Below are 16679 nucleotides of genomic sequence, written 5' to 3'. Positions count from 1 at the left end.
CTTATAAAAGTAGAATCTATTTTTTAAAAGGCAAAAGAATGTCTACGGTAGTTCCTTTTCCAAGTTCACTTACAAAGTTAATTTCTCCTCTATGTTCTCGAATGATCTTATAGCACACCATCAGTCCAAGCCCCGTTCCTTTCTCTTTGGTACTATAAAAAGGTTTTCCTAAATGCTGCATTCTTTCCTGCGTGATGCCTGGCCCCTCGTCGCTAAACCGGATAACAAGGTTCTCCTGATTAAATCTTTTTAGTTGAATCGTTACGGTTCCTCCACTTGGCATAGATTCGACTGCATTTTTAAATATATTGCTAAACACCTGTTTCAACTGATTTTCTTCGCATAATACGAGAGGAAGATGAAGATCAATTTCTTTTTTTACGTGAATTTTCTCTGTAATCCCCTGCACCTCAGCTAGCTTTAAAGTATTCTCTAAAATATCTTGGACATGTTTGTCTTTGTAGGTTTTCGCCTGAGGCTTTGCAAGACTCAAGAACTCATCGGTAATCAATTCAATTCTATCTAACTCACGATTTATCATTTCTACATAGTAAGGCTGACCGCTCGTTTCTCTTAATAACTGCATAAATCCTTTTACCGCCGTCAGAGGGTTTCGAATTTCGTGAGCTATACCAGCCGCTAACTGTCCGACTAAGGAAAGCTGAGCGGATTCACGCAGCAATTTTTCAGTTTTTTTACGTTCTGTAATATCACGAAACAAAACTTGAATGGCCTGCTTTCCCATATAGGGAATAGGAAAGGCAATGGTTTCGGCATCAATCGTATGACCGTCTTTATGAATAAACTTTTCTTCCTGTAGGTCTACAGATTTATTTTCTGTTTTCATTCGATAAATTCGCTGTTTTACCACATCATAGTAATCAGGGTGAACAAACTGATAAACACAAGCTCCTAATACGTCTTGAGGACTTTTGTATCCTAGCGCTTTGGCTCCTGAAGGGTTGATGTAATCAATTTTCCCTTCACTATGAACGATAATCGCTTCCGGCGATAACTCAATCAAGCTTCGGTAACGTTCTTCGCTTTCTTTTAAAGCCGTTTCAGCCTGCTTGCGTGATGTTATATCTCGATAGACAAAAGCAATGCATAGCGGCCAATCATTCATATTTTCAACGCGGAAGAGTGTGACGCTTACATTAATTAAATGACCGTCTTTATGCTGTCTGACCGTCTCAAATTCCGTTTTCGATTCACCTGATTGAATGGTCTTATGAAGTTCGCACACTGGCTCCTTTAAAAACGAAGGTATAATCGGAAGAGGCTTTTGATGAATTTCTTCAAACGTCCAGCCAAATGTATTCTCAAACGCAGGGTTCACTTGAAGCGTTTTCCCTTCTAAGTCAACGACAGCAACAGCATCTGCGTTATGATAAATAAAAGGCTGAACCTGTTCTTTTTTCTCCTGATAACTAGTTATATTCACGCAATGTCCCATAATTTCAGGCTTTTCTGTGTAAGATAAAGGGGTTAAGTTTACTACATAGCGTTTATCATTTATTTGAAGCTCGTACATAAGCTTTTTCTTTTTGTTTAGTGCTTCGAAAAAATGCTCATACGAGACCCATTCTTCTAGAGGTATTTTTTGGTCATGAACGCTTTCACCTTGATACATACTGTAAACAAGATGGTCATCTTTTTGTTTGTAAGCAAATATGATTCCTAGCGCCTCAGCTGAATGATTTTCTGCATGTAATCGGACTATTTTTTTATTTTTGTTCATCGTTCATATTTACCTACCCCTCACTAACATCTTTCCTACTCGTTCTCATTCTCTTAATTTTACATGAGGATTTTAGAATTTACTAGATAAAGAAGCGGATATTTTCCATTCATTCACATAAAAAAAACGCCTGTAAAGGCGCTTTTTTATGTGAATAGGAATTACTTTGAATGATGCATTTTATGACAGTGTCGCTTTGGCACAAAACCATTTTGCTCCATATGCTGATAGCGATTTTCCATATGTGAAGAAATGTTTTGACTCTCCGTTTTGCTTAGCACCCCGTACTCCACATATTTTGAAAGTATTTCTTTCTTTTTTGCTAGCATTTCTTTGTACAGCACGGACAGTTCCTGCTTTTGCTCAGACGTCAACTGCACGTCTTTTGTTTCTGGCTGAGGATTATTTTCCGCTAATACAGGCGTCGCGCTCATAAATAAAAAAGCTGTTGCTGCACTTATCATAATCTTTCGCAAACAATCTACTTCCTTTCATCATATAGTAGTTATAGTTTGCGAACTTCTATTTGTTTTCATTCATTCTGTTTGCTTAAGACTCGATAGCTCCTCCTACATCATAGTCGCTAAGATCAATTTCCATTTCCATTTCAAGTGCTAATTTAGCAAGCTCTGAACCAAGATAAGGACCCGACGTTAAGCCTGAAGCTCCGAGACCATTCGCTACTAGTATTCCTTCGTAAGCCGGAAGAGCTCCAATGACTGGCAAGAATCCTGGAGTAAATGGTCGAAACCCTACCCTTGTTTCTAAGACTGTGCTTTCTGTTAAGCCGGGAGCAATTGATAAGGCCTTTGAAAAAATCTCATGCATCCCCCCAGCAGTTACTCTCAAATCATAGCCCGTGTCGTTTTCATGTGTTGCTCCAATGACAATTTGACCTTGTTCAAATGAAAGAATATATTGATCGCTTGGAGGCATCACAACGGGCCAGTCTTTTGTATCTACATCAGGGAGATGCAAGTGGACAATTTGCGCTTTTTGAAAGCTTGCTAAAAATTTCACTCCAAGAGGCTCTAGTAATTGATTTGCCCACGCTCCTGCCGTTACGATTGTTGTACTTGCTAGAAGGGTTTGTCCATTTACGGAAACGCCCGTTACTTGATTATTTTCATAAAGTAGTTCTGCGTTTCCTTCTATTATTTTTGCACCGTTTTTCTTCGCTGCATTCACAAGTGCGTTTCGAAGAGCTCTTCCGTTAACGCGAGCGGCTCCACTAATATGAACTGAACTGTATTCTTCCGAAAGAACCGGAAACAAAGCCTGTGTTTCTTTAGCGGATAAACGTGTAATCTCGCCTATTTCAGGAGCTTCTTCCCGACGCTTATATGCTCTTTCTTCCATTTTTTTAAGTTTTTGCTCATCAGTATGTAAGCTAATTGCTCCTACTCGCTTATATCCCGTATCCGTTTCTCCATCTTCTTCTAATTGCTGAATTAATGTTTGATAGTACTTAGCGCCGCCTTTTGCTAAGCGGTACCATGCTTTATTTCGACGCTGCGAAAGCCATGGGCAAACAATTCCTGCTGCTGCATCAGTAGCTTGACCTGCATCCTTGCGATCTATCAATGTCACATCTGCTCCTGCTTTTGCTAAATGATATGCTGTAGAAGCTCCAAGTACCCCAGCTCCAACTACGATGTATGTTTTCATACCAAAACACCCTTTTCTTTCTTCTAATATTCTCATGCTATATGTACGCAACTTTAGCATAGCAAAAAAAGAAGTCACATACTAGGCGAAGCTATCTTGAGCTTATTTTTGAATCTTGCTGACTTTGACATATAGCTCCTTTCATTGTAAACAAAAGCGCAATAAGTTCTTTTACGGGAATTATGGTGAGATGAAGCAAACCACAAATAGTGATCACCCATATTTAACACTGCGCTTACCGCTTTTTTATTATAGTTTCTGAATAAAAAAATGAAAGAATAAAACCACTATAATATGTAAATAAAAAGAAATAACCATTATTTTAAGGAGAGCGTATGCAATCTTCATTTGTATTATTTTTCATCATTCTTGGTTTACTATTTGGCAAGTGGCGAAGGTATCAAGAATACTATCCTACTTTGCTGTTTTGGGTCACAGGGAATTTGCTTTATGAAGTGCTGCTGTTTCATCACCGCGTATGGGTATTTCACCCTGTAGGTATTGATCACCTTTTTCTACCCGATCACCTAATGGTTTCCCTTGGAATAACTTTAATTATTTATCCGTTTGTTATACCGGTTTTTTTAGGAAGGCTGCCGCTGCATGTAAGCGGCAGGCTGTGGTGGATTCTTTTGTGGGCGCTTTTATTTACTGTGATTGAGTTCATTGCTTATGTTAATCACAGTATCACTCATCATTATGGATGGTCGCTGCTGTGTTCTTTTCTCTTCAACATTGCCACGTTCTCACTTTTAGTCATTCATCAGAAGACAGCACTGGTCGCTTGGATTCTATCTGGAAGCTTCATAGCTTTCTTATTTATTTTTTTTGATATTCCTATGCCTTAACTTTTCATTGACTAGACGGAGGAAAAGGAAATATAATAGGAATTACATTTAAATATAATTTTCCTCTCTGAGAATAGAGGTGCATGAAATCAAGAGTCACTTATTGGAGACTAATGGAGTCTGTGAAGATAAGTAAAAGGGATTTCGTGCCGAAGTATATAAACATCCATTGTGTTCATATACTGGTTCAGTATTGAATAAATGCTGAGCTGTCACAAACCATTTGGTTTGTGGAGAGCTATTGAAGAGATGTTGATGCCTAGAATGTAATAATACTTTATTATTATGAAACCAAGACGCGTGAACATCACTTCACGGGTCTTTTTTGTGTTTTTCTACTGACCATCAAAGTTCAAAGTTATAGTTGAATGATTTAAATGGAGGGATACGGATTATGTACTTACATGGAACGAGTAAAATTAACAGCAGCAATCATTTAGAAATTGGGCAGTGCGATACGGTCGAACTGAAAAAACAATACGGCACTCCCCTATACATCTACGATCAAGAATTAATTGAAACGAAATGCAAGGCCTTCCATTCAGCCTTTCGAAGAAGCGGATTTTCATATCAAATCGCCTATGCAGGGAAAGCATTTCTTTGTATGGAAATGGCTAGCCTTTTAACGAAGCTTGATATGTCACTAGATGTGGTCTCAGGAGGCGAATTATTTACAGCGCTTGAAGCTGGATATCCAGCTGAACGCATTCATTTTCACGGCAATAATAAAACGATTGAAGAAATGGAAATGGCTCTTGATGCGAATATTGGCTGTTTTGTTGTTGATAACTTTACCGAACTTGAAGTTTTGCATGCCTTAGCAGCTGAGCGCAAACAGAAAGCATCTATTCTTCTGCGTGTTACTCCAGGAATTGAAGCCCATACACATGAATATATTATGACCGGACAGGAAGACTCCAAGTTTGGATTTGGTCTTTCCAATGACCAAGCCATGAAAGCGGTAAGTTCTGCGTTAGAAAAGCCTTACTACGATCTTTTAGGCATTCATTGTCATATTGGTTCGCAAATTTTTGAAGTAGATGGTTTTTCTCGCGCCATTGATATTTTAACTGATTTCTTATTCAGCATTCGTGATAAAATGGAATTTGAAGTAAAAGTTTTAAACGTAGGTGGTGGTTTTGGTATTCGTTATACCGAAAGCGACTCTCCTCTTCCAGTTGAGTATTATGTAGATGCACTGACAGAAAAGCTAAGCCGCACGTTAACTGAACAGAATTATACCCTTCCAGAAGTCTGGATTGAGCCTGGAAGAAGCATCGTAGGAGAAGCAGGTACAACGCTTTATACAATTGGATCAACGAAGGAGATTCCAGGTGTACGAAAATACGTAGGAATTGACGGCGGTATGACTGATAATATCCGTCCTGCTCTTTACGATGCAAAACATGAAGCTGTCTTGGCTAATAGAGTGACGGATAAAAAAGATGAAACAGTATCAATTGCGGGTAAATGCTGTGAATCAGGAGATATGCTTATTTGGGATATTGATTTACCGCGCGTTAATCAAGGAGATTTATTAGCAGTGTCCTCTACAGGTGCCTACAACTATTCAATGGCTAGCAATTACAACCGTATTCCGCGCCCTGCTGTTGTATTTGTAAAAAATGGAGAAGCTCGTCTTGCTGTAGAGCGAGAAACATACGAAGATTTGGTGCGTAAAGATGTAAAGCCAGTCGTTACTACGTATGCAATGAGCAAATAATAGCTGTTCTTGCGTAGTAAAGAAGCTATTGTTGTTTGGAGGAAATCTAACTATGGTTTTAAGTGTATTTAAAACGTACAGATCATCGCTTATTCTGCTTCTCGCTATTTTAATTGGCGGGATAGCAGGATATGCTATCGGGCCGGATGTGGCAGTCGTAAAGCCCTTTGGTGATTTGTTTCTTAATTTAATGTTCATGATTATCGTTCCCCTTGTCTTTTTTAGTGTGGCTTCGGCGATCGCAAACATGAATGAAATGAAGCGTCTTGGTAAAATTATGCTAGGTATCGCCGTTGTGTTTATCGCCACTGCTGCTGTTTCAGCCGTTTTAGGCTTTTTAGGCGCATCACTTTACAATCCGCTACATAATGTAGATACTTCTGCCATTAAAGAATTGATGGGTGACAGTGAAAATACAGCTGAAAAAATGACGCTTTTAACTCAGCTTGTTAGTACATTTACTGTACCTGATTTTGTTCAGTTATTTTCGAAAGAGCACATTTTACAATTAATTGTCTTTGCCGTTATTTTCGGTATTGCTACAACGATGGCTGGCGAAAAAGGACAGCCTATGGCGAAATTTCTGACTTCGGGTCAAGAAGTATCGATGAAGGTTGTTAAAATTGTGATGTACTATGCCCCAATTGGTTTAGGATGCTATTTCGCTACTGTAGTAGGAGAACTTGGACCAAAGATCTTACAAGGGTACGCTAGAGCATTTATTCTTTATTTATTAATTGCAATCGTTTACTATTTCGGTTTCTTTACGCTATATGCATGGATTGCTGGCGGTAAAGCAGGAATTAAGCTGTTTTGGAAAAATGCAGCTGCTCCTTCTATCACCGCTATTGCTACCTGTTCTTCTGCTGCATCTATTCCAGTCAATTTAGATGCAACAAAGAAAATGGGTGTGCCGCTGGATATTGCTGAAACAGTGATTCCACTAGGAGCAAACACGCATAAAGATGGTTCTGTTATCGGTGGTATTCTAAAGATTGTTTTCTTATTCAGTTTGTTTGGCAAAGATATGACGTCTGCTACGAGTATTTTGAGCATTTTAGGCGTAGCCTTTTTAGTTGGAGCCGTAATGGGAGCAATCCCTGGAGGCGGTATGATTGGCGAAATGTTAATCATTACAATTTACGGATTTTCGCCAGAAGTTCTGCCCATTATCGCGGTCATTTCCACAATTATTGACGCCCCTGCTACGCTTTTAAACAGTACGGGAAATACAGTAACAGCGATGCTTGTTACAAGGTTTACAGAAGGAAAAGACTGGATTAACAAAATTATCACCACCGATAAAGTCGCTTAGTAAAAAAGCAAAGGGAACAGTCTTAGTGACTCTCCCTTTGCTTTTTTCGTGTGCAGTAATATCGATAGCGGTGTATAAAGTCTGTACATACGCACATTCTAAAGGTATGTTTCATAACCGGACTGGAGGTGTCGTCTAATGAGTAACGCTGCAGGAGGTTCAAAGAAAAATCAACCGAATGATGCGAATCACGTAAGCGCAGAAACAAAAGCTCATCAAAAACGTCTTACTGAGCAAAACAAACAAGAGCATCAAGCTGAAGAACGAAAATAAAATGACGTTAAAGAGCGCAGCGCCTGCGTTCTTTAACGTCATTTTATTTTTAGAGAGAACTTCATACCCCTGCTCGTTATGGGGCTATCGTACAACCTCCTTTCGAACTTTTACATATTCTATTAATAGGTTTGTAAAAGGAGGAATGACATGGTGTTTTCTTGGCTAGAGATTACAGCTGCAGCCTTTGGACTTTCAGTTATTTTGATAAGTTTTGCATTTTTACCCGAACGCACATACAAAAGTCTTTATATCCCTCATCAGCTAGTAGCAAAATCTATTTTTCTCTATAAAAAGATTATTCGTTTTATAAATCAATTTCGACAGAAACTTTAGCTCATTTCCTTTCCCTGTTTTTATTCATTGGATATATCCTCCCCCTTTTTAATCAGCGCATTTACAGTAAATAATTTAGTGGTTAAAATAAAGAGTAAAGAAAAAGGATAAGCAGTTTGCAGAAATGGAGTTTCACATGGAAATCAGAGACTTAGAATACTTTATAGAGGTAGCGAATCATAAAAATTTTACAAAGGCAGCGCTGCAAGTTCACTTGTCACAAACGGCTTTAAGTAAAGCCGTCAAAAAAGTAGAAAATGAACTAGGATTTGAGCTTCTTGATCGTTCAACAAGAGAATTAAAGCTAACCGATGCAGGAGAAGTCGTGTATCATCAGGCAACTAAAGCTCTGTCGGTGTTAAAAGACATGCCTCACTTGTTGGGAGATTTAATGAACTTGCAAACAGGGCAAATCAAGATGGGAGTCCCTCCGCTCATCGGGACCTTGTTTTTCCCGAAGATTGCAAAAGCATTTAATGAACAATACCCTAAAGTATCTCTAAAGCTTATTGAATTTGGAGCAAAAAAAATTGAAGCACTTGTGGAAGAGGCTGGTGTAGATATGGGGATTGTTATGCTTCCTCTTACAAGCGGCCATGATGAGCATTTTCACGTATACCCGTTCGTTAAGGAGAGATTTCTTTTATACGCGCATAGAAACCATCCTTTAGCAAAACGTTCTTCCGTCTGGATGAAAGAATTGGAGCATGAAAAATTCATTATGTTCAGTGAAGAATTTACGCTGCACGACCGGTTAATTCAAGATGCTTTAAAATCAGGTTTTGTGCCTTCTATAGCGTATAAAAGTTCTCAATGGGATTTAATTATTGAATTAACAGCGGCAGAACTAGGTATTGCTATTTTACCCGAATCGCTTTATGCCAAAGTGAAAGATCCCAATATTACTACCGTACCTATTGCAGATCCTGAAATGATGTGGGAACTTGGAATTATTCTGTTAAAAGAACGCTACAGTTCATTCGCTGTACGAGAATTGATTAATTTTTTAACCGAAAAACAAATGACAGATAAATTGGGGCTCCTTTAAAAAAGAGTCTGGAACAAAAGTATGTTAGTTGAAGGACAATCCGAACGAGTTTGGTCGAGAATCCAGCTCGTTCGGATTTTTTTAGAGTGATGATGAACGCAGGTTTCATGTATGTATTTGCTTCTAGCTGTTGATTGGATAGATTTAGTTATGTCTCCGTTTCTTTTTAGGTGTAATACAAGTTTTATCATTCAACAACCCCTACAATGAATCCATCATAGCCTTTGCTTCCAACAGTTTGTATAGCCGTGGCGCTGATTCGTTTTTCTTGAGCCAGAGCATTCATAAATTGGCGAATTCCCTTTACATTTTCATCTTCACTTTCTGAGTTCACCACATGCCCTTGACGAACAACATTATCACAAATAATCGTACTTCCTCTTTTCGATAATTCTAGAGCCCACTTTAAGTAATTTGGGTTATTCGGTTTGTCAGCATCAAGAAAGATAAGATCAAACGGCTCTGTTCCCTTATCCTTTAATACAGCTAATGTATCAAGCCCGGGGCCGACAATGACTTCTACTAAGTGGCTTACTCCCGCTCTTTTTAAATTAGCTCTTGCTACTTCTGCATGCTGAGCGCTTAATTCGAGCGTAATCAGCTGTCCGTCTTTCGGAAGAGCTCTGGCTAGCCAAATCGTGCTGTACCCTCCAAGAGTACCAATTTCCAAAATGCGTTTAGCTCCTTTTAATGAAGCTAACAAATGCAGAAACTTTCCTTGATTAGGCGATACGTCGATGGCAGGTAATCCAGCCTCTTGATTTGCCTTCAATACCTCATCAAGAACAGGGTCAGGTTGTATAAGCTTATCATTCATATAAAGATCCACTTCATTCCAAATTTCATATATAGACATTTCCATACTCCTCCACATAAGTGATAAAAGCTTTATTATTCAAAGATACGAATATGTTTTTCTCATATCCACCTTGTTGCCGTAATCGTTCGTATTATGAATGTGTTCTAGCTTTCTAATAAACTATCCTGCTCGCTCTTAAAAAGAATTGCTATATGTCCATAAAAAAAGACCTTCAGAGAGGTCTTTTTTATCTTTAAATAATCGTAACTTTACTAAGATCTATTTTGGCACTTTTTAAAAAGTTATATGTCAATTTATCCATTTTTGCACCTTCAAAATCAGATTTCTTTAAATCTGATCCTCGGAACTGTACATTTAGCAAAGTTGCGTGGCGAAATGAGGCTTTTTTTAATGATGTTCCTTCAAAGATTGTTCCGTTAAATGTTTCTTCGTCAAATACAATGTCTGTTAAATTACATTGCTTAAAGTACGTGTTGTCATAGATACAGTCTTTAAAACTGGCCTGTTTAAAATTTGCCCATTTAAATTGTACGCCTGTTAAATTAACGTGATGAAATATTGCTTTCGTTAAATTGCTGCTTTTAAACATGCTGTCCGTAAGATCTGCGTAGCTAAAATCAGATTCATTCAAATTACTGGCATTAAATTTCCCTTTATACACCGATACAGAACGAAAATCAGATTTTGTAAGCTCGGTCTTTGAAAAATCCATAGGGACGGTTTGCTTTAATTCCTTTGTTTCTACATTCATTGATTGAATCAGTTCTGTAATATCACCGATAGAATTGATTGTCATATAATAAGCCTGTTCTTCATTATGCCCGTCTTTTTTGTAATCTGTAAATTTTTCCTGCAAGTTCTGTGATAGTTCTTCTTCTAGATCTTGAACATTTTCTACATCCTGATAAGGAGCCAAAATGTTATGCACATAATTTTTTATTTTTTCGTTCATTTATAACATCATCCTTTCTCACAACAATAAATCAATAATTTTTTTCGCTTGCTCCCAATTTTCTTTATTTTGTTTATATACGCTTTTTCCTTGTTCTGTAATTTTATAATATTTTCTGCGGCCGCCTTGTACAGCATCTCCCCAGTAAGAAAGAATATGGCCGTCTTTTTCAAGGCGCTTCAAGCTTGAATACATTGTGGCTTCTTTTAATTCATACTGCTCTTTAGAGTAGGTATAAATAAGCTTACTAATTTCATACCCATACTTATCACCGCTGAGAAGTAATTTTAAAATCATTGTATCTGTATGTCCCCGAAGTAAATCTGAAGACATTTTTGCATATACCAAAGTATCACCTCTTTATGTATAATTTAAATCATATTACTATGACAGTCAAGGTATTATATTTAATAAGATACACTAATATATAATTGCACATATGTAAACAGCTTAACAGGAGAAAATAGCCGGTAGAAACGTACCGGCTATTTTCTAGGAGACATCTTATTCTTCGTTATAGCTGAGCTTAAATACTATCGGCGTACTTTCTGCTGATATTTTCCAAACCATGTGGTGATACCCCTTGCTCCAGTAATCTTTTACTAAATAATCAGGGATTCCAAATATGTTTTTCCATACTTCCTGAGCATTTTTGTATCCACTGTCCAAACAAATTTTTTTAATTTCTCTGCTTTGAAGTGTAAGCAGCATAGTATGTAAAAGCAGTGTTCCTACACCTTTTCTTTGGTACTTTGGATGAACAAAAACTGTGCCGATTTCAATCCATCCTTGCAGCTCTCCTTTTGTACACGCCGTAATTAATTCACTAGCAGGACCATATTCAATACAGCCAATAATCTTATTGGTGCACGTATCTATTCCGAGCCAAAAGAATCGATGTTTTCCACCGCTATCAAGGTCACTTTTTAAATATTGTTCTTTACTTTCAATTTCTATTTGTATATTGTTCACCATTTCAGATAGACCCTCTTTATGAAAGGTATCTGTGATTACTTCGTTAAAAAGCTCGTGGAGTTCTGCGCGGTCTTCTATTTTTGGTCTTCTTATTTCAATATGATGCAATGTTCATTCCTCCTTGTTATTTCACGGCAGAATATGAAGCTTTACCATTATTATTTATTATTTATCAATCTATGTTGATAATCCTTTTCTCTCTCTACTGTTTTTCCAATAAAAAAGCACGAGAAACTTTGAGTTCTCGTACTTTTTTATAATATGGATTCTGCTTTTCTATTGGGAACTGTTAATACTGATTCACAAAGCTCTGGATTTTACATACGAATTCAGAGAGATTCTCTTTTATCTCTTTATCCTCTGTTTTCTCTACTTGCTCCTGTATGGCATCAATCATTAAACGTGCTCTTTTAGGATCTATAGAGGCCGGTTGGCTGCTGTTGTTTGATAGACTTTTCAAAATTTGATTAGTCATTTTGTTTTTATCGTGAATATAAAATAATATTTGAGGAACTTGATTAATTAACAAATTTACGTATCTGCGAAACTCCTCTATCTCATATAATTCTCTTGAATTACCTTTAAAGCCATCAACGGAAAGCATAAGACTCTGGTAGCCTTTATCACTGCGTTGATTAAGTACTTTAATCACTTTCAAAAACCGATCGAACTTTAGATAACGTATTTCGTCTTTCCTTAATTCTAAAAATTCAATTTCTCCTTTTTCCAAAAAGGGATCTTTGATAAGACTATTGTCATTCATATACATTCTCTCCCTACTAATTTATTAGTTGCAGAGCTTGTTTTGAATTCATTTGTCTATCGTTTTAGTAATTGTTTACCTCTTTTAGGCCCGTTTTAAAACCTTTATTTGTAAAACGCTTACATAAATGTTCTCAATTGCCTGACGTGTTGACGGAATTCTGCTTATTATCTGCTAAATGACGAATGAAAAAGAGCTCCTTTACAGAAGCTCTTTTTTTAAAATTATAGGGATGCTGATAACTTTATATCTTATTTGCTTCTTTTAATACCGCTAATAAGTATTCCCATGTCTTAATAGTAGACGGAATGCTCAGGTGTTCATCAGGTGTATGAACGTCGTACATATCGGGACCGAGCGAAATGGCGTCTAATCCAGAGATTTTTCCCAGGAAAATACCGCATTCAATTCCAGCATGGATGGCGATGATCTCCGCCTCTTCCCCATACTTTTCTTTGTAAACCGTTTTACATAATTCACGAATTTTTGAATCTGCATTGTACGCCCATTCAGGGTAATTGCCTTTTGTTTCAACTCTTCCTCCGACTACTTGAGCAAGTATGTGCACTTGACTTACTATTTTTTCTTTTAAGCTTTTTACTGAGCTGCGGATTTCATTTTGAAAAACAATCTCAGACTCTGTCGTCGTAATCACACCTAAGTTGGTAGAAGATTCTACTAATCCTTCGATATTCATACTCATACTTTGAACGCCGTTTGGTGTTAGCATAATAGCTTGTACAATTCGTTCTGTCGTTTCTTTTGTAAAACATTTCTCATCGGAAGAAGATTTGTTTATTTTTACATATACGCTCGGATCAGCCGCTTGTAATTCATTTTTTACTATTTCGTTCCACTCACGAATCTTATTCTCTAACTTTCCTACCTCAGAAGGCTCAACTGATAGAATTGCTTCTGATTCACGGGGAATCGCATTTGATTTTAATCCTCCACTAATGCTGCTTAAAGAATAGGGAAGTTCATGTTGTAAATCATATAAAACTCTTCCTAGCAGTTTATTAGCATTTCCTCTTTCTTTATCAATTTCCATTCCAGAATGTCCGCCGCGCAGTCCACCAATGCTTAAGCTATATGTTTCTGAGTTATCGGAAGGCGATTCCCAGTCTACGGGAATACGAAGCACGCTTTTTACCCCGCCTGCGCTGCTGACAAGCAGCTTTCCGTCCTCTTCTGTATCAAGGTTAATAAAGATTTTCCCTTCAAAATGAGCTGGATTTACAGCAATGGCTCCGCCCATAGTTGTTTCTTCTTCAGTAGTAATGACTACTTCAAGAGACGGGTGAGCTATATCATGAGCATCTAGTAAAGCCAGTGCATATGCCACGGCAATCCCGTTGTCAGCTCCTAGCGTAGTACCATTTGCATAAAGCATATCTTCCACAATTCGCAGTTGAAGCGGATCTTTTTCGAAATCATGCACAGTTCCTTTATTTAACTCGCATACCATGTCCATATGTCCTTGCAAAATGATGGCTGGAGCATCTTCATATCCTTTAGCTGCCGGCTTTTTAATAATTACATTTAAAGCCTCGTCTTGTATAACTTCAAGGCTTCTTTCTTTTGCAAAAGAAACTAAATAGTCACTAATTTTCTTTTCATTTCCAGATTCTCTAGGAATAGCTGAAATTTCGTTAAAAAAATAAAAAACCGGATGTTTAATTAATTCATTTACTGTTTGCACCATATGTATCATCCTTTCTGAACTGCAGGCTTTTTTATCATACTATTTATCTTTACAGGAGAAATAGTATAAGGCTTATTTTATGTATAGCCTAGTTATATTTTAACGTTGATTAGCTCGATAGAATAGGTATAACATAAAAAAGCATAAAGGAGCTCATTAGACTCCTTTATGCTTTTAATGACTTATTCTATTTTTTATTGAGCTGTATATCCGCCGTCCATTACTACCGCTTGACCAGTTACACCTTTTGCTTTATCACTCGCTAAGAAAATAGCGTAGTCAGCAATTTCGCTCACGTCTAGTAATCTTTTTTGAGGGACTAAAGGATAAATAACTTCTTCAAGCACGCTCTCTAATGGTACATTTCTTGTTTTAGCTAAACCATCTAACTGACCTCTCACTAGTGGTGTATCCACATAGCCAGGACAAAGTGCATTCACCGTAATACCGTGTGCTGCGCCTTCAAGAGCAGCTACTCTTGTTAGCCCAATTACACCATGTTTAGCACTGTTATAAGCTGCTTTGCCCGCAAAACCGATTAAACCGTTGATAGAAGAAACGTTAATGATACGTCCGAACCCTTGTTTTTTCATAATCGGAAACGCGTGCTTAATCGCCATAAATGGAGCTGTTAGCATAATTTTAATCATTAACTCATATTTTTCAGTTGGAAACTCTTCGATTGGAGAAACATGCTGCAAGCCAGCGTTATTAATGAACGTATGAACCGCTCCAAAATGTGCGTTTGCTGTTTCAATTAAATGTTTGATTTCTTCTTCTTTTGTTACATCGGCTTTGACACCAAGCGCTTCAAATCCAGCTTCACGAAGATTTTGTGCTGCAGCTTCTACAGCAGCTTGATCAATGTCGGATAACACAATTTTCCCGCCGTTTTCTGCGAATCGTTTACCTATTTCAAACCCAATTCCTCTTGCTGCTCCTGTGATTACAATTACTTGATTTTCAACCATGTGTATTCTCCTCCTGTTTTTAAATAATACCGGCTGCCGCTAATGCGACTCCTGCAAATAAAGCGATTGTCGGGATGATAAATGCAACAACAAATACGTCTTTATACGTTTCTTTATGGCGAAGGCCAGTTACGGCTAATAGCGTTAACAACGCACCGTTATGCGGTAAAATAGATGCACCTGACGCAACGCTTGCAATACGGTGAAGAGCATCGGCACTTAAATTCGTCGTTTGAGACAAGTGATACCACGTATCTCCTAATGCTTGAAGCGCAATACCCATACCGCCGGATGCTGAACCCGTGATCATCGCTAGCACTTGAACGCTTAATGCTTCTGAAACGAGTGGATTGCTCGAAATGTTTAGCAACACATGCGTGACATCTTTAAACTCTGGAACTGCTGTAATAACCGAGCCAAAACCTAATGCTGCACTCGTGTTAATAACAGCCATCACGGATCCTTTTGCTCCTTCATTTATAGAAGAAATAAACGTTTTATAGTGTTTAAAATTAATAAGTAAAATAGAAAAAATACCAATTAATAATGAAACGATAGGCTCCCATTTTAAAACGTTTAACGTCACGACAACGACAATCAGCGGTAAAATAGCTAATATTACATTCATCGAGTCCTGCTCATCACTCGCTGCGACTGATGATTCATTAGGCTCGGTAAATCCTTGATTTTTAGCTTTTAATTTTTTATCACGATAAGCTAACCATAAATATCCTCCCACTGCCATAATAAGACCTGAAACAATTCCAATAATCGAACCGGACATTGCATTCGTTTTAAATGTAGCAGTCGGAATCAGATTTTGGATTTGAGGCGTACCTGGAATCGCTGTCATTGTAAACGTAAATGCTCCGAGTGCAATGGTTGCTGGCAGTAAATTTCGCGATACGTTAGCTTCTCGAAATAGCGCGATTGCTAAAGGATAAATCGCAAAGACAACAACGAATAGACTCACTCCGCCGTATGTCAAAATGGCTGAAGCAATTAGCACCCCTAAAATGGCTCTTTTACTTCCAAATAATTTAGCAATACGCTGCGCCAACGATTTGGCTGCGCCTGTATCTTCCATTAGCTTTCCAAAGACGGCTCCTAATAAAAAGATGGGGAACCATTTTGCAGCGAAATCTACAAACCCTCCCATATACACATCTGTATAAGTAGGCAGTACTTTTAAACCGCTAAAGTAAGCAACGAATGTAGCTACAACAGGTGCCACCCAGATAATAGACCATCCTAGATAAGCAAAAAACATCAACAATAACAATCCTACAATAATAACCACACGGTAACCTCCTTTCCTTTTAATATCTATACATAATGGATTGTTTCACAACACAACAAGTTTACATCCGCTATTTTTATAAGTAAAATGAATAAAAGTAATCAAAACTATGAATAAAAGTCGTAGTTTATTTAAAAATTCACCCTCAATTATTTTTTTCCTATAGTTTCACTTCTGAGTAGAAGCTATAAAATACACTTCCTTCCTTTTTCCTTGTACAAGCTAATTTTTTTCTGTCACA

The 16679-nt window shown here is 37.7% G+C and carries 17 protein-coding genes and 1 riboswitch; of the genes, 6 read left to right on the top strand and 11 right to left on the bottom strand.

The annotated features are described in order from the left end of the window. Positions 1 to 16: 16 nt before the first annotated feature. The 3 genes from ACFX4R_RS12650 to ACFX4R_RS12640 form a co-directional block, all read right to left on the bottom strand. Positions 17 to 1741: a PAS domain-containing sensor histidine kinase gene (locus tag ACFX4R_RS12650; RefSeq protein WP_043982471.1), complete on the bottom strand. Its 1725-nt coding sequence runs from the start codon at positions 1739 to 1741 to the stop codon at positions 17 to 19. A gap of 161 nt (positions 1742 to 1902) precedes the next feature. Continuing rightward, positions 1903 to 2217, bottom strand: a complete 315-nt coding sequence (locus ACFX4R_RS12645) for a YckD family protein (RefSeq protein WP_377569693.1) — start codon at positions 2215 to 2217, stop codon at positions 1903 to 1905. A 73-nt stretch (positions 2218 to 2290) separates the two neighbouring features. Beyond that, positions 2291 to 3409, bottom strand: a complete 1119-nt coding sequence (locus ACFX4R_RS12640) for an NAD(P)/FAD-dependent oxidoreductase (RefSeq protein ID WP_043982469.1) — start codon at positions 3407 to 3409, stop codon at positions 2291 to 2293. A gap of 335 nt (positions 3410 to 3744) precedes the next feature. Between ACFX4R_RS12640 and ACFX4R_RS12635 the strand changes: the two genes are divergently transcribed. The 6 genes from ACFX4R_RS12635 to ACFX4R_RS12610 all read left to right on the top strand — a co-directional run bounded on the left by ACFX4R_RS12635 (position 3745) and on the right by ACFX4R_RS12610 (position 8952). After that, on the top strand, positions 3745 to 4257 hold the full coding sequence (locus tag ACFX4R_RS12635; RefSeq protein WP_043982468.1) for a CBO0543 family protein: 513 nt from the start codon (positions 3745 to 3747) through the stop codon (positions 4255 to 4257). Between the two features lie 66 nt (positions 4258 to 4323). Beyond that, a riboswitch (Lysine riboswitch) is annotated at positions 4324 to 4506 on the top strand. A 145-nt stretch (positions 4507 to 4651) separates the two neighbouring features. Next, on the top strand, positions 4652 to 5980 hold the full coding sequence (gene lysA, locus ACFX4R_RS12630; RefSeq protein ID WP_025751927.1) for a diaminopimelate decarboxylase: 1329 nt from the start codon (positions 4652 to 4654) through the stop codon (positions 5978 to 5980). A gap of 52 nt (positions 5981 to 6032) precedes the next feature. Next, entirely contained in the window at positions 6033 to 7295 is a 1263-nt protein-coding gene (locus ACFX4R_RS12625) for a dicarboxylate/amino acid:cation symporter (RefSeq protein WP_013057044.1), read from the top strand. A 138-nt stretch (positions 7296 to 7433) separates the two neighbouring features. Further along, positions 7434 to 7568, top strand: a complete 135-nt coding sequence (locus ACFX4R_RS12620) for a hypothetical protein (protein ID WP_013057043.1) — start codon at positions 7434 to 7436, stop codon at positions 7566 to 7568. Positions 7569 to 7718: 150 nt separating this feature from the next. Beyond that, complete coding sequence (locus ACFX4R_RS12615; protein ID WP_043982464.1) at positions 7719 to 7904, top strand: hypothetical protein; 186 nt, start codon at positions 7719 to 7721, stop codon at positions 7902 to 7904. A gap of 136 nt (positions 7905 to 8040) precedes the next feature. Further along, positions 8041 to 8952 (top strand): LysR family transcriptional regulator, encoded by a 912-nt coding sequence (locus tag ACFX4R_RS12610; protein WP_162214248.1) that lies wholly within the window; start codon positions 8041 to 8043, stop codon positions 8950 to 8952. Positions 8953 to 9139: 187 nt separating this feature from the next. Here the strand turns inward: ACFX4R_RS12610 and ACFX4R_RS12605 are convergent, their stop codons facing one another. The 8 genes from ACFX4R_RS12605 to ACFX4R_RS12570 form a co-directional block, all read right to left on the bottom strand. After that, positions 9140 to 9826 (bottom strand): O-methyltransferase, encoded by a 687-nt coding sequence (locus ACFX4R_RS12605; protein ID WP_043982461.1) that lies wholly within the window; start codon positions 9824 to 9826, stop codon positions 9140 to 9142. 178 nt (positions 9827 to 10004) lie between these two features. Next, positions 10005 to 10724: a pentapeptide repeat-containing protein gene (locus ACFX4R_RS12600; RefSeq protein WP_162214247.1), complete on the bottom strand. Its 720-nt coding sequence runs from the start codon at positions 10722 to 10724 to the stop codon at positions 10005 to 10007. Positions 10725 to 10742: 18 nt separating this feature from the next. Further along, positions 10743 to 11072 (bottom strand): PadR family transcriptional regulator, encoded by a 330-nt coding sequence (locus ACFX4R_RS12595; protein ID WP_013057038.1) that lies wholly within the window; start codon positions 11070 to 11072, stop codon positions 10743 to 10745. Positions 11073 to 11228: 156 nt separating this feature from the next. Beyond that, positions 11229 to 11807 (bottom strand): GNAT family N-acetyltransferase, encoded by a 579-nt coding sequence (locus ACFX4R_RS12590; RefSeq protein ID WP_043982458.1) that lies wholly within the window; start codon positions 11805 to 11807, stop codon positions 11229 to 11231. Between the two features lie 181 nt (positions 11808 to 11988). After that, positions 11989 to 12462: a hypothetical protein gene (locus ACFX4R_RS12585; protein WP_162214245.1), complete on the bottom strand. Its 474-nt coding sequence runs from the start codon at positions 12460 to 12462 to the stop codon at positions 11989 to 11991. 244 nt (positions 12463 to 12706) lie between these two features. Then, positions 12707 to 14167, bottom strand: coding sequence for an aminoacyl-histidine dipeptidase (locus ACFX4R_RS12580; RefSeq protein WP_162214244.1), 1461 nt, complete (start codon positions 14165 to 14167; stop codon positions 12707 to 12709). Between the two features lie 194 nt (positions 14168 to 14361). Continuing rightward, the gene (locus ACFX4R_RS12575; RefSeq protein ID WP_162214243.1) at positions 14362 to 15138 is read right to left on the bottom strand and encodes a 3-hydroxybutyrate dehydrogenase; all 777 of its coding nucleotides are present in this window, start codon (positions 15136 to 15138) and stop codon (positions 14362 to 14364) included. A gap of 19 nt (positions 15139 to 15157) precedes the next feature. After that, entirely contained in the window at positions 15158 to 16438 is a 1281-nt protein-coding gene (locus ACFX4R_RS12570) for a GntP family permease (RefSeq protein WP_377569690.1), read from the bottom strand. Between the last annotated feature and the right edge of the window lie 241 nt (positions 16439 to 16679).

The organism is Priestia sp. YIM B13490 (genome assembly GCF_042787735.1).
Classification (GTDB): Bacteria; Bacillota; Bacilli; order Bacillales; family Bacillaceae_H; genus Priestia; species Priestia megaterium.
Note: the sequence above shows the minus strand (reverse complement) of the source record. Positions and strands in the feature narration are given on the sequence as shown.